This window comes from Pseudalkalibacillus sp. NRS-1564, from assembly GCF_050467905.1.
GTDB lineage: Bacteria > Bacillota > Bacilli > Bacillales > Guptibacillaceae > Guptibacillus > Guptibacillus hwajinpoensis_B.
In genome coordinates this window covers 85,218-103,986 of sequence record NZ_JBITPM010000005.1, presented here as the reverse complement: position 1 = coordinate 103,986, position 18,769 = coordinate 85,218, and the positions used below count along the sequence as shown (strand labels likewise).

Sequence of the window (18,769 nt, the reverse complement as noted above, 5' to 3'; positions counted from 1 at the left end):
ATTCTTTGAAAGAAATTTCATAGTATCAAAAAGCGGTGTTTAGTTGCGATCTTAACTGAGTGAGCAACAAGACACTTTTTCCTAAAGAGAGGAGCGTTGGTATGCAGACAGATATCGATCCAAAAGAGCCTATTAAAGTGGAGAAACAGCCCAAAAAGAAGAAAAAAAACGATGCGGTTGTCGGTTATTTACTTCTTGCCCCAGCACTGATTCTAATTCTAGCAATTTCTATTTGGCCAGTTTTCCAGTCATTTTATTTTAGTCTTTTCGACCTTCGTCTCAATGAACCAACTAAATCAGAAGTCCATCTCGATTATCAAATTGACCTGGACCGCTATTTGCAAAACTATCCCTTCCTAGTCGGGGCAATTAATTCTGAAATTGATAATGGAAATTCAAGTGAAGAGCTGACCGAGATGAAAACAACATTAGAAAATCTCGATGCCAGTATTAAAGAAAACCCGCAAGCAGCAGAAAATTATGACGTGATTAATGAAAAGCTAGACAAGTTTGAAAATATTCCTGACGATATGAAGTACGTTGAAATTGATGAAAGCGTAGCAGAGGATTTTACGTCTTCCGTTAAAACAATCAATAATGATTTAATGTCGATCAATGAAAATGGAAGTTTGGAAAAAGGCGATAAGATTGTTGGTTTATCATCCGCACTAACTGAAATTGTTGTTGAACCGAACTTCATTGGACTTGAGCATTACAAAGAAAATTTAACTGATCAGCGGATGTGGAAGTCTCTTTGGAACACGAGTGTATTTACATTTATTTCTGTTCTAGCTGAGCTAATACTTGGTCTAGCGATTGCTCTCCTTATTAACAAAGCTTTCTTAGGGCGAGGATTAATTCGTGCAAGTATCCTAATTCCGTGGGCGATTCCAACAGCGGTAGCAGCCCTCATGTGGAAGTTCCTTTATGATGGTCAAAACGGTATTGTAGCGAAGCTCTTTGAAGATGTTGGATTGATCGATCGCATGTCGATGCTTCTCACTACGGATACAGGTGCAATGTTCTCTGTTATCTTCGCTGATGTGTGGAAAACGACACCATATATGGCTTTACTTCTTCTAGCAGGACTGCAAACGATCCCATCTTCCCTCTATGAAGCCGCATCAATTGATGGAGCGAATAAGTGGAAGCAGTTTGTAACGATTACATTACCACTTTTGAAAACAAGTCTTCTCGTTGCTCTCTTATTCCGTACTCTAGATGCATTCCGAGTGTTTGACTTAATTTATGTATTAACTGGCGGAGGTCCAGCGAATTCAACCGAAACGATCTCGATGCTCGCTTATACATTGATGTTTACTCAGACAAACTTTGGTGAAGGTTCAGCTATTTCAGTAGTTGTATTCATCTGTGTTGCCATAATTTCTGGAATCTTTATTAAATTACTCGGTGCAGAACTAATAAACGACGGAACTGGAAAGAAATGAGAAAGTATTTTATCATGAAGAAGGAGGGACAGCCAGATGAATAAGAAAGCGGGACCGATGTTTTACGTTTTCCTAGTTGTGTTTGTTTTTGTTGTCATGTTTCCGTTCTTATGGATGCTTGCAAGTTCGATTAAACCACTAACAGAGCTCTTTGGTGAAAAAGCGTTCAATCCTTTTACGAATAACCCAACTCTACAAAACTATGTATCCGTTTTCGTAGATTATCCTTTCCCTCGCTATCTTTGGAACAGTACCGTTGTAGCGACAATTACGACTGTGTACACCGTACTGGTCGCTTCATTCGCTGCTTATTCCATCGCGCGTCTGAATTTTAAAGGAAAACCGATTATATTGGGGATTGTCTTATCTGTATCTATGTTCCCACAAGTAGCGACGATTTCACCAATCTATATTTTTCTAAAAAACTTAGGTCTTACAAATAGCTATCTTGGCTTAATCATCCCGTACACAACGATCACGCTGCCATTATCGATCTGGCTTCTCGTTACGTTCTTCCGTAAAATTCCGTTCGATCTTGAAGAAGCAGCGAAAATCGATGGAGCATCACTATGGCAAACGTATTGGAAAGTGATTATGCCACTTGCTGTACCAGGTATTTTTACAACAGCCATTCTCGTATTTATTGCAGCCTGGAATGAATTCTTGTTTGCCCTTACGATTAACACGGCTGATAAGTTTAAAACGGTCCCGGTCGGAATTGCCCTGTTTCAGGGTCAGTATACGATCCCTTGGGGAGAAATTTCAGCAGCGACCGTTGTTGTAACCGTTCCTCTTGTCATTATGGTTTTGATTTTCCAAAGAAGAATCGTGTCAGGATTAACATCAGGTTCAGTTAAAGAATAGATAAAAATAGGAGTGGATTTTAATGCTAAACGTAACCGTATGGAATGAAAATCGTCATGAACAGAGTAGTGAAGAAGTAAGAAGCGTGTATCCAAACGGAATTCACGGTGCCATTGCTGAATTTCTAAAAGAGGATTTTGAAGTGAAAACGGCCACTTTGGACGAGCCTGAACATGGTTTATCTGAAGAGGTGCTGAACAACACGGACGTTCTTCTCTGGTGGGGACATATCGCGCATGAAGAAGTATCTGATGAAATTGTGAATCGCGTTCATCAACGAGTTCTTGATGGAATGGGGCTTATCGTCCTTCATTCTGGTCACTTCTCTAAAATTTTCAAGAAGCTAATGGGGACAGGCTGTGATTTGAAATGGCGTGAAGCGGATGAGAAAGAGAGAATGTGGATTGTCGATCCAACCCATCCGATTGCGGAGGGACTTGGTGAGAAAATTGAGCTTGAGAGAGAAGAAATGTATGGTGAGCATTTTGATATCCCAGCACCAGATGAACTTGTGTTTGTAAGCTGGTTTGAAGGCGGAGAAGTCTTCAGAAGCGGTTGTACATATAAGAGAGGACAAGGAAAGGTTTTCTATTTCAGACCTGGTCATGAGACATACCCAACTTATTACAATAAAGAGATCCAGCAGGTTATGAAAAATGCTGTAGCCTGGGCTAAACCTACGACGATACCAAAGCCAGTCTATGGAAATGCAAAACCGCTAGAAACCATTGCGTCTAAATAAGAGATTGAATGAGGAGGAGAAACCATGAATGAATTAAAAATTGGTGTTATCGGATGTGGGAGTATTGCGAAACACCGTCATTTACCAGAATACGCGGCAAACACACAAATAAAAATTGCTGCTGTGTGCGATATTGTGAAAACAAGAGCAGATGAAACAGCGGTTCTTTACGGAGCAAAGTCCTATGAAAGCTATGAGGAGCTACTGCAAAATAGTGAGATTGATGCTGTAAGTGTTTGTACGCCAAACTACCTTCATGCCCCGATTTCTATTGCTGCATTAAAAGCAGGAAAGCATGTTCTTTGCGAAAAGCCAATGGCAACGTCACGTGCAGATGCCGAAGAAATGATTGAAGCAGCTCGCACAAGTGGGAAGAACTTAATGATTGCTCACAATCAACGCTTCGTTCCTTCCCACGCAAAGGCGAGAGACATTCTAGCAAGCGGTGAAATTGGCAAAGTGTATAGCTTTAGAACAGCTTTTGGACATCCTGGACCTGAAGGTTGGAGTGTGGATGGGAAAGATAGCTGGTTCTTCGAGAAAGAGAAAGCATTTATTGGAGCAATGGGAGATCTTGGTGTGCATAAGACCGATCTTATCCGCTATTTATTAAATGAAGAGATCGTAGAGGTAGGCTCGTTTGTTGAAACAAGTGCGAAGGAGTTTGCTACAGTTGATGATAATGCAGTGTGTATTTTAAAATCCGAAAGCGGTATTATTGGAACGCTAGCTGCAAGCTGGGCTTATACAGCGAGTGAAGATAATTCAACGATTATCTATGGCGAAAAAGCGATTCTTAGACTTGAAGACGATCCAGTGAATTCGCTTGTTGTTCAGTATCAGACAGGTGAAGTGGTGAAATATGAGCTTGGTGGTATTCAAACAAATGATAGCGGCGGCCAATCGAGTTCACGGGTTATCGACAAGTTCGTAGATAGCATTGTGTCGGATAAAGACGTTCCTGTAAGCGGTATGGAAGGGATGAATTCTCTTCAAGTGGTTCTCGCAGCACTAGAATCAAATGAAACGAAGAAAATCGTTAACCTGAGGTGATCAAGTGAATAAATTACGTATGGGGATTATCGGGTCTGGCGGCATCGCCCAGTCCCGGCATATCCCAGCATACCAGCAGCTCTCTGAACAAGTAGAGTTGTTTGGTGTTTATGATGTCGATTATGAAAAAGCGCAGCAGGTAGGGCTTTCTTGTCATATTCCTAATGTGTACGAGCATGTACAGGATATGCTAAATGAAGTAGATGCCGTTACGATTTGCACACCGAATAAATTTCATGCGGATCTAGCTGAGCAAGCTCTACTCGCAGGTGTTCATGTTCTCTGTGAAAAGCCAATGGCGATGACAGTTGCCGAATGTGATCGGATGATTGCAGCAGAGAAAAAGTCTGGCAAAATCTTATCCATCGCTTATCATTATCGCTTCATGAAGGAACCGCGTGCGGCACGTCAACTTATTCAAGAGAATGAAATCGGTGATCCAATGGTTGCAAGAGTTCAAGCCCTTCGTCGCCGAAAGGTTCCTGGCTGGGGCGTGTTTACGAATAAACAGCTTCAAGGCGGCGGTAGCTTAATAGATTATGGATGCCACTTTCTTGATTTAAGTATGTGGCTAATGGGCAACGCGAAGCCTGTTGAAGTGTCAGGAACAACATACAATCGTTTAAGCAAAACACCTGAACAAGTGAACCAGTGGGGAGCATTTGATCACGAGACGTTTAATGTGGATGATCATGTCACGGCATATATCCGTTTTGATAATAATATTTCTATGCTCTTTGAAACATCCTGGTCAGCCAACATTGCAGAGGACAAAGAGTCTGTTAGTATCTCCGGTAGTGATGGGGGTCTCGATGTTTTTCCATTTCAATTAAATAAAGCTCAGCACGGCATGCTTTTAAATACGAGCAGTCAATGGGTACCAGGAGATGAGGACCCAGGATTGCCTCAAGCTGCGAATTTTGTGAACAGCTGTCTTGGACTAGAGGAACCGATCGTAAAATCGGAAGAGGCGAGACGTGTGTCACAAGTAATTGAAGCAATTTATGAAAGCTGTACAACTGGGAGAAGCATTCGACTTGATTAAAAACATAAGAGGAGTGGTCCTATGAAACTAGGTGTATTTACTGTACTATTCTCAGATAAGTCATTCGAAGAGATGCTCGATCATGCGAAAGCATCTGGACTTAAAGCGGTGGAAATCGGAACGGGAGGTTATCCAGGTAATGCTCATTGCAATCTGGATGAATTGCTCGAAAGTGAAGAGAAGCGCTTGGAATATCTTGATAAAGTTCATTCAAGAGGACTCGAAATTAGTGCTTTTAGTTGTCACGGAAATCCGATTTCTCCTGATAAGAAATTTGCTGAGGAGTGCCACGACACTTTCGTTAAGACTGTGAAATTAGCATCGGCAATGAACGTTCCAGTAGTGAATACATTCTCAGGAACGCCCGGTGATAGCGAAGACGCGAAAAACCCAAATTGGCCAGTAACGCCATGGCCAGCGGAGTACTCAGATATTTTGAAGTGGCAATGGGAAGAGAAGCTAGTTCCTTATTGGAAAGAGTGGGGGCAATTTGCTAAGGATCATAATGTGAAAATAGGTCTTGAACTTCATGGTGGTTTTCTTGTCCATACACCTTACACGATGCTTAAGCTTCGTGAGCTAACTTGTGACGCAATCGGTGCAAACCTCGATCCAAGTCACATGTGGTGGCAAGGAATTGACCCTGTCGCAGCCATTAAAATTCTTGGAAAAGAAAATGCGATTCATCATTTCCATGCGAAGGACACGTATATCGATCAGGATAATGTGAACATGCATGGATTAACAGACATGCAGCCCTATGGAGAAGTGAAGACACGAGCATGGACGTTCCGTTCTGTTGGTTGTGGACATAGTAATCAAGAATGGTCTCACATGATGAGCGCACTTCGTACATATGGCTATGACCATGTTGTAAGCATTGAACACGAAGATCCACTTATGTCTATTAGCGAAGGCTTCCAAACGGCTGTTAAGAACCTTCAATCTGTTTTAATTGTTGACCAGCCGACTGAGATGTGGTGGGCTTAAGTTTATTTATAAAGAAACCCCGATGCTCGTTGCATCGGGGTTTTGCTTCCTTGTCTTACTCTGTTTCCTTTTTCCATTGCTCATCGATTAACATCTTACCAGGCCAAGTATACGCCATAATCCCACCATCAGCTGTAATATCCTCACCTGTCACATAAGAGCTATCATCAGATGCTAAGAAAAGAGCGACCTTCGCCATTTCATCCGGGCGGCCAAGTCTACCAAGTGGTGTAATCCACTTATTCGCATCTCTAAATTTCTGACCCATTTCTTCTTCTTTTGAACCTGCAAGCTCATCAATTAGTGGCGTTTCAATCGTACCTGGAGAGAGAGAGTTTACTCGAATTCCCTGTCTTGCATAGTCAATCGCCATGGCTTTCGTAAAGTTTGTAATGCCACCTTTTGCTGCGTTGTAGCCTGAACGATCCAGATCAGCTGCTCGACCTGACATCGATGACGTATTAATAATCGATCCGCCGTTATCCATCATGAGTGGAAGTAAGTATTTGCTTGTTAAAAATGTACCGCGCAAGTCAACTGAAACAATACGATCGAATAATTCGACTGGGTATTCGTGGACTTTTCCACCTTCCTGGTCAACCCCTGCGTTATTAAAGAGAACATCAATCGTGCTATATTCCTCTTTGACTTGGTTAGCAAAACTCGTTACGCTATCCTCACTTGATACATCAACGTGGAAAGTTTTTACATTACCTCCGTTGTTATTTAGCTTCTCAGCTGTTTTACTCATCTCTTCTGTATTAACATCAGCACATAAAACCGTAGCTCCTTCTTTTGCGAAAAGCTCAACAGTGGCTTGTCCAATACCAGTTGCAGCTCCAGTAATTACCGCTGTTTTATTTTGTAATCTACTCATTGATAAGTCCTCCTGTAAACAGATTATTTTAAGTCTATTTTGGGTTTACCCGCTTCAAGAAGAAAATAATCACAAGGAATGTGCTGTTAAGAAAATATTTTTCATGGAAAAATACGGTACTAGTGTAAACTATTTGTCATATCTCAAGAATTCTGACGGTGATAAAATGACTGTATAAGGAGGGGATTTTGTTGTTTACTGTAAAGATACATGAAGAGGGATCTGGAGATTTAGAGGTGGAGAATTTTGAAGTGCGCTATCAAGCTAATGTCGCATTTAAAGAAAAAACGCTCACATACTCTAATCGTTCAGGGCGTTATGAAATTACGTTGAATGGTTCAGGTGAAGAAATTCTAGCAACCAAAGTAGGGCTTGGTTGGTGAAAACATACATATTAAAAACCCCGTACAAGTGTACGGGGTTTTTAACGTCTTAGTGAGAAGAATGGAAAAGGTTTTGTTTAACGGTTTTCCAGTTCGGTTTTGGCGTATCTTTAAGACTTTTATAAAGAGAGAAGCCAAGACCTGCTATCATCACGATGATAAAGAGAATCTCATCCATGTGTACCCCTCACTTTCCTTGAACTTACTTTTTTTTATCGAAAAGACTAGTGCTGTGAAGCGGCTGTACCTTTGCATCAGGATCCATATAGGATTTTGCATTATTAACAGCTGTTGGTGCTTCACCAAATCCAGAGGCGATAAGCTTTACTTTGCCGTCATATGTAGCAACATCACCAGCTGCATAAATACCAGGAATGTTTGTTTCCATTTTGGTATTAACAACAATGGAGTTCTTTTCAATATCAAGGCCCCATTCTTTAATTGGTCCAAGAGAAGAAATGAAGCCGTAGTTCACAATAACTGCATCCACGTCTTTCGTTATTTTCTCTTCACCTTTAACTTGCTCGAGAACAACCTGGTTAATGCGTTCTCCGTCACCAATGAATTCAGTAATGTTATACGGCGTTTGAATGTTTACAGAAGAGTTCATAAGCTGTTCAACGCTGTGTTCGTGAGCTCTGAACTTATCGCGACGGTGAATAAGTGTTACTTCCTCAGCAATTGGCTCAAGCATATTAGCCCAATCTACTGCGGAATCTCCTCCACCAGCAATAAGAACTTTTTGTCCTGCAAATGCTGTGAGATCATTTACGAAATAGTGAAGGTTCTTTCCTTCATAAAGATCAGCACTTTCTACTTTCAAGCGACGAGGTTGGAAGGCCCCAACACCAGCAGTAATAATAACCGCTCGCGTATAATGCTCTTCTCCTGTGTTTGAACGGAGGTAAAGAGTGCCGTCTTCTTGTTTTGTTACTTCTTCAACAGACTGCTCCAAAGCAACCTCTGGTTGAAATTGATTCGCCTGTTCGACAAGATTATCGACAAGATCTTGTGCGAGAACTTTAGGAAAGCCAGCGACGTCATAAATGTATTTTTCAGGATAGAGTGCAGAGAGCTGCCCTCCAAGCTGTGGCATACTTTCAATAATCTTTACTTTAAGTTGGCGCATACCACCGTAGAATGCGGTAAATAAGCCAACAGGACCTCCACCAATAATCGTTATATCATAAAGTTCATGTTGGTCAGTCATAAGTCAGTCCCCCTATAATTTATTCAATGTGCTTTCATTATTATAATCATAATAAAAACGGAACTAAACCCCTAAGGTGAAAACACCTCTAGAACTTTCATTATAAAGGTTGAAAAAGGAAAAAAAAAAGAATATGATTAGAATGGAGCGTCAGATTTGAAAATTTTATGACAAAGTGCGGGCTAGATCACCATTTTTTTCGGTCTAGAACGTGAAATACTTAACAATGTCTCTTGATCTTATTCAATATTGTTCATTTTTGAGAAAGAGATTCCTTATATTTAGCGTTTATTGACGTTTCACGATGGGACAATGCAGGGAAATCTACAATATGTCCTAAAAAAATACCGATAAAAGGTGGATGTGATTCAAGTGAGTAGGCCAAAAATCGCAATTTTAGGTGCAGGGTACGGCGGTATTATGACAGCAGCTCGTCTTCAAAAAGAGATGGGAACAAATGAAGTGGAAGTTACGCTTGTGAATAAGCATGACTATCATTACCAAACAACATGGCTTCATGAACCAGCTGCAGGAACAATGCACCATGACAAAACAAGAATTATGATCAAAGATGTCATTGATATGAACAAAATCAAATTTATTAAAGACACAGTCGTAGAAGTAAAGCCGGATGAAAAGCGCGTCATTCTTTCTAACGGTGAACTTGAATACGATTACCTTGTGCTAGCACTTGGTTTTGAACCAGCTACGTTTGGTATTAAGGGTCTTAAAGAAAATGCTTTCAGTATTCGTAGCGTAAACTCCGTTCGTAAAATTCGTGAACACATTGAATACCAGTTCGCAAGCTACAATAATGAGTCTAAGCGTCGCGATGATCTTCTAACCATTATTGTCGGTGGCGCAGGATTCACTGGAATTGAATTTGTTGGTGAACTTGCTGAACGTGTTCCTGAACTGTGCAAAGAGTTCGATATCCCTCGTGATCGCGTTAAAATCATTAATGTGGAAGCGTCCCCAACTGTTCTTCCTGGTTTTGATGAGGAGCTTGTAGAATACGGAATGAATCTACTTGAACGCAAAGGTGTGGAATTCCGTACGAGCACAATGATCAAAGAAGTAACAGAAGACGGCGTCATTTTGGGCGAGGATGAAGAAGTAAAAGCGGCGACAGTTGTTTGGACTGGTGGCGTGCAAGGCAACTCCATTGTTGCAAATTCTGGCTTCGAAACAAACCGCGGCCGTGTTCCTGTTCGTAAAGATCAGCGTACACCGGATTACGATAATGTTTTCGTTGTTGGAGATTGTGCTCTTCTTATTAACGAAGAAATCAATCGTCCATTCCCTCCAACGGCTCAGGTTGCGATTCAAGCTGCTGGAGCTGTTTCTAAGAACTTATTGAGCCTTGTGCGTGGGAAAGAGCTTGAGAGCTTTACTCCTGACATCAAAGGTACGGTTGCTTCACTTGGTAAAGGCGAAGCGATTGGTAAAGTGGGAAATAAAAAGCTCTATGGTAGCACAGCGTCTGCTATGAAAAAAGTGATTGATAATCGCTATCTCTTCATGCTTGGTGGGCCTGGGCTTGTCTGGAAAAAAGGTAAGCTTAAGCTATTTTAAGATCATTCGATAAAGAGGGCAAAGACGTCATGTCTTTGCCTTTTTTTGCTCTTATGAAATGATTCATTTGTGATCAGCACAATAAGAAAAACGAAGGCGATCGTCATAAAGGAGATGACGATCAGCCAAGTTTTTCTAATCTATTCAATAGAATAGGGGCTATAGTAAAGTCTATGAACGTACTACTTTATTTATACCAGGGGAGGACTTCGATTTGACCGAAAGAGGAAAAGTATGGTTGGCGGCAGCAGGCATTGTGGAATTTGAGGGGAAGTATCTCGTCGTGATGAAGAAGTATGGTGGATTAAAAGGGAGATGGTCTTTTCCTGCTGGATTTGTGGATCCGGGTGAAACAGTTGATGAAGCCGCTGTCCGAGAAATATTTGAAGAAACGGGTATTGTTGCAGAAACGACTGGAATAGCAGGAATTCGTTCAGGTGTCATTAACAAAGATGTAAGTGATAACCTAGTGGTTTTTTATATGAGAAGAACCGGAGGCACGCAAACGTCCGAAACGAATGAAATTGAAGAGTGCCGATTTTTAACAAAGGATGAACTGCTTACTGATCCACGTACGTCGTCTATGATTCCTTCTTTTCTGAATGGAATGGATCAGTTTATAACGGAGATGAATCCTGGAAATCAATTTCAGTATACGTCTTACAAATTGTTATATTCGAGCCTCAATAAAAAGTAAAAACTTTAAGATGAATGGAGACCCTTCGGTTATAGATGGAAAAGTCCGATTCGCTCACATCACCTCCTAATGGTTGAAATGATTTGATAAATGACGAAATAATCTGATAACTAACGATGTATTCGCTTACACGGGCTGTCAGTGTGAAATTTGGTGTTTTTCTTTTTCAACGATTCTTGATATATTATCAGAAAATTACAACAAAGGAGTGGTTGATGTGAGAAGACAACAAAATAAGGCGAAAGCAACTGATTGCCCTTATTGCCAGGGAAAGGGGTACTTTCAACTACTTCTTGGTGGATCGGAAACATGTGATAACTGTGGAGGAAGTGGAGCAAAACAAAATCCAACTAACTAAGCGTTTGAGAGCGCTTAGTTTTTCTTTTGGTTCAAAATAAGAATGTATGGATTGAGGTCTAGCTCCAGCGCTTGTCGGACCTACCGGACGCTTGCGCTTTTCTTGTTCTAGCTCCAGCGCTTGTCGGACCTACCAGTCGCTTGCGCTTTTCTTTTGTTCACCCTCTGTTCATTGACTAAAATGGGACAATCCAGTAAACTAACAATGATTACTCGGGGGTGAAACGATGGCGATTCCACAGCTGATTATTTCGATGCTGCTGTTTATTGTGCTTTTCTTTGGAATTGGATTCCTGCTTAACATGCTTCTACGCTCGACATGGATTATGGCAGTTGTCTATCCTGTAATCGTTATCATGATTATTGATAACGTTACGTTTTTTCAATATTTTTCCTCACCAGGTTCTTCATTTAAAGCGTTAGGTACTGATCTTCTTTCACTAGGAAGTGCCGATGCGATTATTTTAACTGCTGGACTTGTTGGAGCTGTGTTCGCTGGTGTTGCGATCAGAATGCTTCGTGTAAGAGGATATCAGATGTTTTAAAAGCTTCGCCAATTGTTGGCAGAAGCTTTTTATATGTGTAAAAGCACGTTATCTTGATGAATAGGTTTTCACTTCTCTGGAAATGAATAGATCATGAGAGGAGTGGAAAATGTGCGATTTATCATGCTGATCGCAAAAGGGATGATCTTTACAGGTCTTTTTGCAGCAGCGTTGCTATCAACTTATTTATTATTATCGGGTTTATCAATGCAAGATGTAACGAAGTGGATTTTTCCTCAGCAGACTGTACTCAGTGAAGAGGATAGGACAAGCCTAGCGACCTCTCAGGATTGGTCACAGTATCCAACGCATACCGTAACGGCTACAGGTTATACGGCAGGTGAGGAATCAACAGGGAAAACACCTGAGCATCCTGCATATGGCATCACCTATTCTGGCGTAAAGGTAAAGCGGGATCTCTACTCTACGATCGCTGCCGATACGTCCGTCTTTCCAATTGGTAGTGTACTCTTTATTCCTGAGTATGGCTTTGGGGTTGTAGCAGATACAGGAAGTGCGATAACTGGGAAGAGAATTGATCTCTATTACGACACAGTTAATGATGTTTATAATGAGTGGGGGAAAAAGACACTCGACGTATATCTGATCGAAAAAGGTGATGGAACCTTAACGGAAGAAATGTTGTTAACTTTGAATGAAGAAGAGTCGATGCAAGTTTTCAGACAAGAGTTAATGAGTGAGAAAGAATAACAGGAGCTACAAAACGTCGGAGAGTATACTCTCCGACGTTTTGCGTTTACCTCTCATTTTCTAAGAAAGCATCTTCCCCTTCAAAAGAGGGATAGCGATCAGGATGAAGAATGGCTGCAAGTTTGACGAGGCCGGTCATTAAACGTGGTGAAGGGCGACAATAAAGCCATTCTTCTAGTACATGAATGGGACTTTCTTGAAGCTTGTCCCAGTCCTGACGTTTTTGAACGATTTTTGGATTTACTTTATTCTGTCGAACGCCAACCCAGGCAAGACAAATATGGTCTGGTCTTCGCTTTACGACATCTGCCCAATCTGTTTGAACAGAAGCGAGTTCCACATCACGAAAAGAATTTCTCGCTCCTGCCAGTTCACTAATTTCAGTCAGCCAGTTTGTTTTACCAGGTGTGAAAATGGGCTTTGGCCACCATTCCCAATAGATATCCGGCTTCTCTGGGATTTGATCACTGATTTTCTTGTACTCCTGAATCAATTTTCTGAAACGATTGGAAAGGGAGAGGGCTTCCTGCTTTTTATTTGTAAGCTCTCCAAGAGTAACGAGATCGTTACAAATATCCTCAAGGGAATTGGGATTTAATACTGTATAAGATAGACCAAGTTCGTCCATGCCTTCAATATTTTTCTCCATTCCTGGAACGCTCAGTGATGCGAGAATAAGGTCTGGTTTCAACGCTTCAACTTGCTTCAAATCAATTGAAAGATCGGGACCAAGACGTGGAAGACTCCTGATTTGTTCTGGCCAGTCGGAAAAGTCATCAACACCGACAAGCTGATCTGTTAAACCAAGGTAGGCGCATAGCTCAGTATTACTAGGACACAATGAAACAATTCGCATTTAAGTCCTCCTATATTTAAGCAATTTGAAAAGCATAGTATAAAATTAAAGTTGAAATAATTCCAAGCAAGCCACCAACGAGAACTTCGATTGGCTTATGCCCTAATAGCTCTTTTAATTCTTCAATTTTCTCTCGTTCTTGCTTTTGCTGCCAATTTTTCGCTTCAGAAACGAATCTATTGAAATTAAGAACAAGCTGGTTTGGTACAATGGCTTGCTCTCCTGTTTGTCTGCGAACACCGGTTGAATCAAACATCACAATAATGCTGAACATCGCTGCTACGGCAAATATAGGAGAATCAAGGCCAGTCTCAAGTGCAACTCCAGTCGCTAAAGCTGTCGTAGCGGCGGAATGAGAGCTTGGCATGCCGCCTGTTGCGTTGAAGAGGGACCAATTAATTTGTTTCGTTGCAATAAAATAAATCGGTACTTTCAGAAACTGGGCAAATACAACGCCAAATAGCGCTGCCCAAAGGGGGAAATTTAGCAAAATATCCATGAGTGACAACATCTTCCTTTCTAAACTGTTCCTACTGAATGGTGTACCCGAAGAAATTTACTTTCAATCGAGTGAATGATTGAAGTAATGGAGATCGGTTGAGGATAAACTTTCAAGTCTTTGCTCATTTGGTGGTTCAATTTAATCTTAGGGGATGAAATCCTTACCTAACTTCCATTTAAAACAAGGAATATAATACATGAAATTGTCAGTCTATTATACCATATCCCTGTGAAGTTGTGATTTGACACATGGTAAGATGGGGAAGCACCAGCGTCTTCCATTGACACGATTTCTCTTTCGTGTTAACTTATTAGTGATTTACCAAACTAAAGGATTGATTGAAAGGTTGTTACGTTATGAATGCCGTTATTCTTGCAGTTCTCATCATGCTAGGGCTAAGCCTTTTTCGTATACATGTTGTCATTGCACTTGTTATTGGAGCGATCGCCGGTGGTTTATTAGGAGGACTTTCTCTTAATGATACAATCGAAGCGTTTAGTTCAGGGCTTGGAGGAGGAGCGACTGTTGCATTGAGCTATGCGTTGCTTGGTAGCTTTGCTGTAGGTCTTACTCGCACTGGACTTCCTGAATTAATTGTTGAGCGTGCTCTAAAGATGGTTAATCGTCGTGGAGGAGATCGGAAGAAGGGACTTGCTAAAGTTCTTATTCTCTTTGTCATTCTTCTCATCGCATGTTTCTCTCAGAACCTAGTGCCTGTTCACATTGCGTTCATTCCTATTCTTATCCCACCTATTCTTCAAGTGTTAAATGAACTTGGAATGGATCGTAGAGCGGTAGCAGCTGTTCTTACTTTTGGACTAACCGCACCATACATTCTGTTACCGGCTGGTTTCGGTAAAATATTTCACGAAATTCTTCAGTCGAATATGGCTGATAGTGGCATGGAAATTGAACTTTCCTCTATACCGACAGCTATGCTATTGCCAACAGCAGGTCTCGTCGTTGGTCTCCTTATTGCGGTCTTCTTTTCATACCGCAAGCCAAGGACATATAAACAGCTATCTATTGCTCAGGAAGATACATCTGAGACATATAGTTATTCAAATCGCTCCATCCTATTTGCCATTTTATCTGTTGTCGTTACCCTTGCTGTTCAGATTCCAACTGAATCAATGATTCTAGGCGCACTTTCAGGTATTATCGTCCTTTATATTACGGGGAGCATTCGATTGGCTGAATCTGAAGCGATTTTAACAGACGGTATGAAAATGATGGCATTCATTGGTTTTGTGATGCTTGCAGCGAATGGGTTCGCTGAAGTTCTAAGACAAACGGGTGAAGTTCAATCGCTTGTAACACAAGCATCCGGATTAATAGGCGATAATAAAGCGCTAGCGGCTCTTTTGATGTTAATCGTCGGATTGTTTATTACGATGGGAATCGGATCATCATTCTCAACCATTCCAATTATTGCAGCGATTTATGTTCCACTTGCTATGGAATTAGGATTTAGCCCAATGGCAACAATTGCGCTTGTCGGAACTGCCGCCGCCCTCGGAGATGCGGGTTCCCCTGCATCAGATAGTACATTAGGCCCTACATCAGGACTAAATGCAGATGGTCAGCATAATCACATTTGGGATACGGTTGTTCCAACGTTCTTACACTATAATATTCCGCTTATCTTATTTGGCTGGATTGCAGCTATGATCTTTTAACTAAGAAAAACACGGAGAGTGCTCTCCGTGTTTTTCTTTTTGCTTATTATAGAGCATTCTATAAAAGAAGGTTCGGTGTATTCTGTTACACTAAATAAAACAGCTATGAAATGAGGTGGCGTATGTACTTTGGTAAAGTAAAGGAGCAAAACAGCGATCGTGTTCCTCCTAATCAACGCGTAACGAAGGGATGGCCAGTTCTACACGTTGGTGACGTGCCATATTATGAAAAACATCTTTCAAATTGGGATTTAAGAATAGGAGGCCTTGTTGAGCGCCCTACGGTTCTAACCTTTGAACAGCTAATGGCTCTACCTGAGACGTCACAAACAAATGATATTCACTGTGTGACAGGCTGGTCAAAGTTTGATAATGAATGGGAAGGCATTGCAACACGGACGATAGCAGATCATGTGGGCATTCGAAAGGAAGCTAGGTTTGTTATGTTAGAGGCAGAAGAAGGATGGACTACGAATCTTCCGCTTGAAGATTTTCTTGCAGAATCGAGCCTTCTTGCTTACAAACATAACGGGAAATTGTTAACCCCAGAACACGGCTATCCGATCAGAATGGTAGTGCCCCATCTGTATTTCTGGAAAAGTGCGAAATGGATTCGCGCAATTAAATTTCGGTCAGAAAATCAGCAGGGCTTTTGGGAACGGAATGGTTATCATATGTATGGTAACCTGTGGAAAGAACAGCGATTTGCTTGGGATTGAAAACTGCCTTTTTGGCAGTTTTTTTTGTTCAGAAAGTAACTAGATATGGTGAGAGTTTTGTAGTAGACAAAACGATTCGTTTACAAAAACAGGGAAATAAAGATGGATGTAGAATTTAGATAGTTATAATAAATAGGAATGGGAAAGCTTGGAGCCCCATAATAGACTGACAGAGATGTAATGGACGAATTGAGTAGCCGATCTTCTCCTTTTGTTTTATGAGTCTGATCTAATAGGAGTGATATAGTGAGTATAGTACAGGATCATATATTGAATCATATATCATGTGGTATTTTAGCGATCGACTTAGATTTTCGCATCATACACATTAACGAAGTAGCGGAAAAGATTCTAAAAGTTAAGCGTGAAGATGTGTTAGGGGAAAATGTATACGAAGTTTTCCCGTTAGCGCCAGAAGAAGTGCGCCATGTGGAGCGGACGATTGAAACGGGAGAAGAGTTTTTCATTGAAGCTATGCCGTATAGCTGGGGAGTTTATAACCTGTATTTAACCATTCAAACAAGGGTTTTACGAGAATCTGATAAAATGTATGGAGCAATGGTAGAATTCCGGGATATGACTCATTTGTATGAAAAACAAGAAGAACTGATTGATCGCATGGAGAACATGGCAGTGAACGTAATCCCTCTTATGGATCAACTGGGATTATTACCTCTTCAACCTGTTGTGGAAGAAGTAGGTTTTCAATTCCTTCTTGATATAGGACTTCAAAAAGTAGCTGATATGAAAGTGAATACACTTATTATCGATTTATCGTCTGTTACCTCTCTCAATCAAGAGTTTTCTGAAATGATGTTAAAGTTATGCGGCTCATTGAACCTCCTTGGGGTGGATATCATGATTACTGGGGTACGTGCAGAAACGGCGATAAAGTGGATTTCATCAGGAACGGATTACATAAAAACAACCTATCATCCACACGTACAGGCTGCTATTTCAAAGTATAAAAATAGCCGGTTATAGAAAAAGAGCGTTCTCCTAAAGCGGGGAACGCTCTTTCATCTAAATGTTAAATTTCAAGGTTTTTGAGTGTCGTTTGCAATGTTGCCTGTTCTTTTTCAAGTTTGACTAATGCCGATTCGAGCATTTTTTTGTACAAAGAGAGAATGAGCTCACCGTAATTGGAACCAGGAACAGCCCACTTTCCATTCAATGCCTGCCATGTTGTGGCAGAGCCACGTGTCACAAGATCGAATCTTGGATCAACTTTTTCGTCCCATGCCGGAAGAGGAGATGTGGAAGCATATGCATAGAGGTGTTGGATATGAGCAAGAACGCCAGTCGAAGCATTTGGAAAGGTGGCACCTGCTGCTCCGCCTCCGATCGCTCCAATTCCCGCGAAATTATTTTGCTCTGGTTTCACATCGCCAGTAAAACGAAAGAAATTTGTTTCGTGAAGTGCTTGAGCATAAGCAATATCACCGCGAATGGAATATTTCTTACTATGGGCCAAATATAGGGCAGCAAGATCTGGTGCTCCAGGATTAATGGTTCTTGTATAAGCATCCATTTGCTCAGCTGATAAGACCGCATTGCCCTGTATTTTATAACCTTTGTCTGGAACCGGCACGGGAGGGTTTCCTTTTTCAACTAGTATAAATGTTTCTATACCTGCTTTGTTTAATTTTTCTGCTAAGACTTCTGCATTTTCTTTTTCCTTAAATGCGCCAACTTGAATGCGGTAGATTGTTTCCTTGTTGACGACAGTGGTGGCTATAAAACCCCCAAAGCCTTTTTGAATTAACATGTTCAGATAGGTTTCTGCATTTTCTCGCTTGCTAAAAGCTCCCGCAATCACTTTATATAAAGTGCCATCGACTGGCTTAGGTTTTAACGGTAGTTTCATGGCGGTTGCAGTTGCATCAGCAATGACAGTCGATATGTCTGTCATAAATGCAGGGTTGGTGAGGAGTTTAAGGTCTTTTTCACTATCAACAAATAACACTTCAATAAGCAATGCATTCATTTTCGTTTCGCGTAAGACATGAAAGTTGGCGCGTTTTTTTTCGCGATCCAAGATGTTGTATTTCTTTAATATGTCGGTTGAAATTTTGTTGTGGATAGTCGATTGTAGTTGGACGGTTTCATTTGGAACAGTGCCATTAAAGATATATGTTTCAAACCCGCTCCCACCTGCAGCATTATGGTGAATGCTAAGGTAGAAATCAGCTTTGATCGCATTTGCAAAATTTGTTCTAGGTTTTAAGTCAATGGTTTTATCGGATTCGCGTGTTAATGCCACTTCTACTTCGTATTTTGAAAATAAACGATCTCTTACCATACGAGCAATAGCAAGGTTGAAATTTTTCTCTTGATAATTTTTATACGTTGCACCAGGGTCTGTACCACCGTGCCCTGGATCAATTATGATTAACGTCAAGTGACTCCCTCCATCATTGTCGGATACTATTAGTATATTTATACCAATTCAATCTGTCTGGACAAACCGTACAATTAGGAGAAGTTTCTTGAAAATAGGCTTTTTACCACAGTCA

The 18,769-nt window shown here is 41.0% G+C and carries 21 protein-coding genes; 15 read left to right on the top strand and 6 right to left on the bottom strand.

Annotation, left to right across the window (positions count from 1 at the left end):
* The first annotated feature begins 101 nt into the window (after window positions 1-101).
* The 6 genes from ACIFPW_RS02490 to ACIFPW_RS02465 are packed head-to-tail and all read left to right on the top strand — an operon-like array spanning window position 102 to window position 6,142.
* On the top strand, window positions 102-1,448 hold the full coding sequence (locus tag ACIFPW_RS02490) for a carbohydrate ABC transporter permease (protein WP_430241766.1): 1,347 nt from the start codon (window positions 102-104) through the stop codon (window positions 1,446-1,448).
* 36 nt (window positions 1,449-1,484) lie between these two features.
* A complete protein-coding gene (locus tag ACIFPW_RS02485) occupies window positions 1,485-2,312 on the top strand; it encodes a carbohydrate ABC transporter permease (protein ID WP_098444829.1) in 828 nt (275 codons plus the stop codon).
* Window positions 2,313-2,334: 22 nt separating this feature from the next.
* Entirely contained in the window at window positions 2,335-3,054 is a 720-nt protein-coding gene (locus ACIFPW_RS02480; RefSeq protein ID WP_430241764.1) for a ThuA domain-containing protein, read from the top strand.
* 24 nt (window positions 3,055-3,078) lie between these two features.
* A complete protein-coding gene (locus ACIFPW_RS02475; RefSeq protein ID WP_430241763.1) occupies window positions 3,079-4,107 on the top strand; it encodes a Gfo/Idh/MocA family protein in 1,029 nt (342 codons plus the stop codon).
* 4 nt (window positions 4,108-4,111) lie between these two features.
* Window positions 4,112-5,152 (top strand): Gfo/Idh/MocA family protein, encoded by a 1,041-nt coding sequence (locus ACIFPW_RS02470; RefSeq protein ID WP_430241761.1) that lies wholly within the window; start codon window positions 4,112-4,114, stop codon window positions 5,150-5,152.
* A gap of 21 nt (window positions 5,153-5,173) precedes the next feature.
* Window positions 5,174-6,142 carry a sugar phosphate isomerase/epimerase family protein gene (locus ACIFPW_RS02465; protein WP_430241759.1) on the top strand — a complete coding sequence of 323 codons (969 nt, stop codon included), beginning with the start codon at window positions 5,174-5,176 and terminating at the stop codon, window positions 6,140-6,142.
* 55 nt (window positions 6,143-6,197) lie between these two features.
* On the opposite strand, the gene ACIFPW_RS02460 is transcribed toward ACIFPW_RS02465, so the two are convergent.
* Window positions 6,198-7,019: an SDR family oxidoreductase gene (locus tag ACIFPW_RS02460; RefSeq protein ID WP_430241757.1), complete on the bottom strand. Its 822-nt coding sequence runs from the start codon at window positions 7,017-7,019 to the stop codon at window positions 6,198-6,200.
* A gap of 191 nt (window positions 7,020-7,210) precedes the next feature.
* Here ACIFPW_RS02460 and ACIFPW_RS02455 point away from each other — a divergent pair, with 191 nt between their 5' ends.
* On the top strand, window positions 7,211-7,402 hold the full coding sequence (locus tag ACIFPW_RS02455; protein ID WP_430241755.1) for a hypothetical protein: 192 nt from the start codon (window positions 7,211-7,213) through the stop codon (window positions 7,400-7,402).
* Between the two features lie 49 nt (window positions 7,403-7,451).
* Here ACIFPW_RS02455 and ACIFPW_RS02450 read toward each other — a convergent pair whose 3' ends face one another.
* Both ACIFPW_RS02450 and ACIFPW_RS02445 read right to left on the bottom strand, forming a co-directional pair.
* Window positions 7,452-7,580: a hypothetical protein gene (locus tag ACIFPW_RS02450; protein WP_276511800.1), complete on the bottom strand. Its 129-nt coding sequence runs from the start codon at window positions 7,578-7,580 to the stop codon at window positions 7,452-7,454.
* 24 nt (window positions 7,581-7,604) lie between these two features.
* Window positions 7,605-8,612 carry an NAD(P)/FAD-dependent oxidoreductase gene (locus ACIFPW_RS02445; protein WP_430241753.1) on the bottom strand — a complete coding sequence of 336 codons (1,008 nt, stop codon included), beginning with the start codon at window positions 8,610-8,612 and terminating at the stop codon, window positions 7,605-7,607.
* 372 nt (window positions 8,613-8,984) lie between these two features.
* Here ACIFPW_RS02445 and ACIFPW_RS02440 point away from each other — a divergent pair, with 372 nt between their 5' ends.
* The 5 genes from ACIFPW_RS02440 to ACIFPW_RS02420 all read left to right on the top strand — a co-directional run bounded on the left by ACIFPW_RS02440 (window position 8,985) and on the right by ACIFPW_RS02420 (window position 12,497).
* Window positions 8,985-10,187, top strand: coding sequence for an NAD(P)/FAD-dependent oxidoreductase (locus tag ACIFPW_RS02440; protein ID WP_194219018.1), 1,203 nt, complete (start codon window positions 8,985-8,987; stop codon window positions 10,185-10,187).
* 214 nt (window positions 10,188-10,401) lie between these two features.
* Window positions 10,402-10,884 (top strand): NUDIX hydrolase, encoded by a 483-nt coding sequence (locus ACIFPW_RS02435; RefSeq protein WP_430241751.1) that lies wholly within the window; start codon window positions 10,402-10,404, stop codon window positions 10,882-10,884.
* A gap of 217 nt (window positions 10,885-11,101) precedes the next feature.
* Window positions 11,102-11,242, top strand: coding sequence for a YuiA family protein (locus tag ACIFPW_RS02430; RefSeq protein ID WP_194219020.1), 141 nt, complete (start codon window positions 11,102-11,104; stop codon window positions 11,240-11,242).
* A 226-nt stretch (window positions 11,243-11,468) separates the two neighbouring features.
* Window positions 11,469-11,786 (top strand): YuiB family protein, encoded by a 318-nt coding sequence (locus ACIFPW_RS02425; protein WP_194219021.1) that lies wholly within the window; start codon window positions 11,469-11,471, stop codon window positions 11,784-11,786.
* A 123-nt stretch (window positions 11,787-11,909) separates the two neighbouring features.
* A complete protein-coding gene (locus tag ACIFPW_RS02420) occupies window positions 11,910-12,497 on the top strand; it encodes a 3D domain-containing protein (protein WP_430241796.1) in 588 nt (195 codons plus the stop codon).
* A 46-nt stretch (window positions 12,498-12,543) separates the two neighbouring features.
* Here the strand turns inward: ACIFPW_RS02420 and ACIFPW_RS02415 are convergent, their stop codons facing one another.
* Both ACIFPW_RS02415 and ACIFPW_RS02410 read right to left on the bottom strand, forming a co-directional pair.
* Complete coding sequence (locus tag ACIFPW_RS02415; RefSeq protein WP_430241749.1) at window positions 12,544-13,353, bottom strand: cobalamin-binding protein; 810 nt, start codon at window positions 13,351-13,353, stop codon at window positions 12,544-12,546.
* 16 nt (window positions 13,354-13,369) lie between these two features.
* On the bottom strand, window positions 13,370-13,852 hold the full coding sequence (locus tag ACIFPW_RS02410; RefSeq protein WP_430241747.1) for a divergent PAP2 family protein: 483 nt from the start codon (window positions 13,850-13,852) through the stop codon (window positions 13,370-13,372).
* A 359-nt stretch (window positions 13,853-14,211) separates the two neighbouring features.
* On the opposite strand from ACIFPW_RS02410, the gene ACIFPW_RS02405 reads away from it, so the two are divergent.
* The 3 genes from ACIFPW_RS02405 (at window position 14,212) to ACIFPW_RS02395 (ending at window position 17,237) form a co-directional block, all read left to right on the top strand.
* Window positions 14,212-15,534, top strand: a complete 1,323-nt coding sequence (locus ACIFPW_RS02405; protein WP_430241745.1) for a Na+/H+ antiporter family protein — start codon at window positions 14,212-14,214, stop codon at window positions 15,532-15,534.
* A gap of 122 nt (window positions 15,535-15,656) precedes the next feature.
* Window positions 15,657-16,253, top strand: a complete 597-nt coding sequence (locus ACIFPW_RS02400; protein ID WP_430241744.1) for a sulfite oxidase-like oxidoreductase — start codon at window positions 15,657-15,659, stop codon at window positions 16,251-16,253.
* Between the two features lie 246 nt (window positions 16,254-16,499).
* Window positions 16,500-17,237, top strand: coding sequence for a PAS domain-containing protein (locus ACIFPW_RS02395; RefSeq protein WP_430241742.1), 738 nt, complete (start codon window positions 16,500-16,502; stop codon window positions 17,235-17,237).
* 46 nt (window positions 17,238-17,283) lie between these two features.
* On the opposite strand, the gene ACIFPW_RS02390 is transcribed toward ACIFPW_RS02395, so the two are convergent.
* Entirely contained in the window at window positions 17,284-18,654 is a 1,371-nt protein-coding gene (locus ACIFPW_RS02390) for an N-acetylmuramoyl-L-alanine amidase (protein WP_430241740.1), read from the bottom strand.
* Window positions 18,655-18,769: the final 115 nt, after the last annotated feature.

Excerpts from the sequence above, each read along its gene's own strand:
- ACIFPW_RS02465 (WP_430241759.1), top strand. The coding sequence starts at position 5,174 with ATGAAACTAGGTGTATTTACTGTACTATTCTCAGATAAGTCATTCGAA.
- ACIFPW_RS02425 (WP_194219021.1), top strand. The coding sequence starts at position 11,469 with ATGGCGATTCCACAGCTGATTATTTCGATGCTGCTGTTTATTGTGCTT.
- ACIFPW_RS02450 (WP_276511800.1), bottom strand. The coding sequence starts at position 7,580 with ATGGATGAGATTCTCTTTATCATCGTGATGATAGCAGGTCTTGGCTTC.
- ACIFPW_RS02480 (WP_430241764.1), top strand. The coding sequence starts at position 2,335 with ATGCTAAACGTAACCGTATGGAATGAAAATCGTCATGAACAGAGTAGT.
- ACIFPW_RS02485 (WP_098444829.1), top strand. The coding sequence starts at position 1,485 with ATGAATAAGAAAGCGGGACCGATGTTTTACGTTTTCCTAGTTGTGTTT.
- ACIFPW_RS02415 (WP_430241749.1), bottom strand. The coding sequence starts at position 13,353 with ATGCGAATTGTTTCATTGTGTCCTAGTAATACTGAGCTATGCGCCTAC.
- ACIFPW_RS02400 (WP_430241744.1), top strand. The coding sequence starts at position 15,657 with ATGTACTTTGGTAAAGTAAAGGAGCAAAACAGCGATCGTGTTCCTCCT.
- ACIFPW_RS02475 (WP_430241763.1), top strand. The coding sequence starts at position 3,079 with ATGAATGAATTAAAAATTGGTGTTATCGGATGTGGGAGTATTGCGAAA.
- ACIFPW_RS02420 (WP_430241796.1), top strand. The coding sequence starts at position 11,910 with ATGCTGATCGCAAAAGGGATGATCTTTACAGGTCTTTTTGCAGCAGCG.
- ACIFPW_RS02490 (WP_430241766.1), top strand. The coding sequence starts at position 102 with ATGCAGACAGATATCGATCCAAAAGAGCCTATTAAAGTGGAGAAACAG.
- ACIFPW_RS02405 (WP_430241745.1), top strand. The coding sequence starts at position 14,212 with ATGAATGCCGTTATTCTTGCAGTTCTCATCATGCTAGGGCTAAGCCTT.
- ACIFPW_RS02410 (WP_430241747.1), bottom strand. The coding sequence starts at position 13,852 with ATGGATATTTTGCTAAATTTCCCCCTTTGGGCAGCGCTATTTGGCGTT.
- ACIFPW_RS02445 (WP_430241753.1), bottom strand. The coding sequence starts at position 8,612 with ATGACTGACCAACATGAACTTTATGATATAACGATTATTGGTGGAGGT.
- ACIFPW_RS02460 (WP_430241757.1), bottom strand. The coding sequence starts at position 7,019 with ATGAGTAGATTACAAAATAAAACAGCGGTAATTACTGGAGCTGCAACT.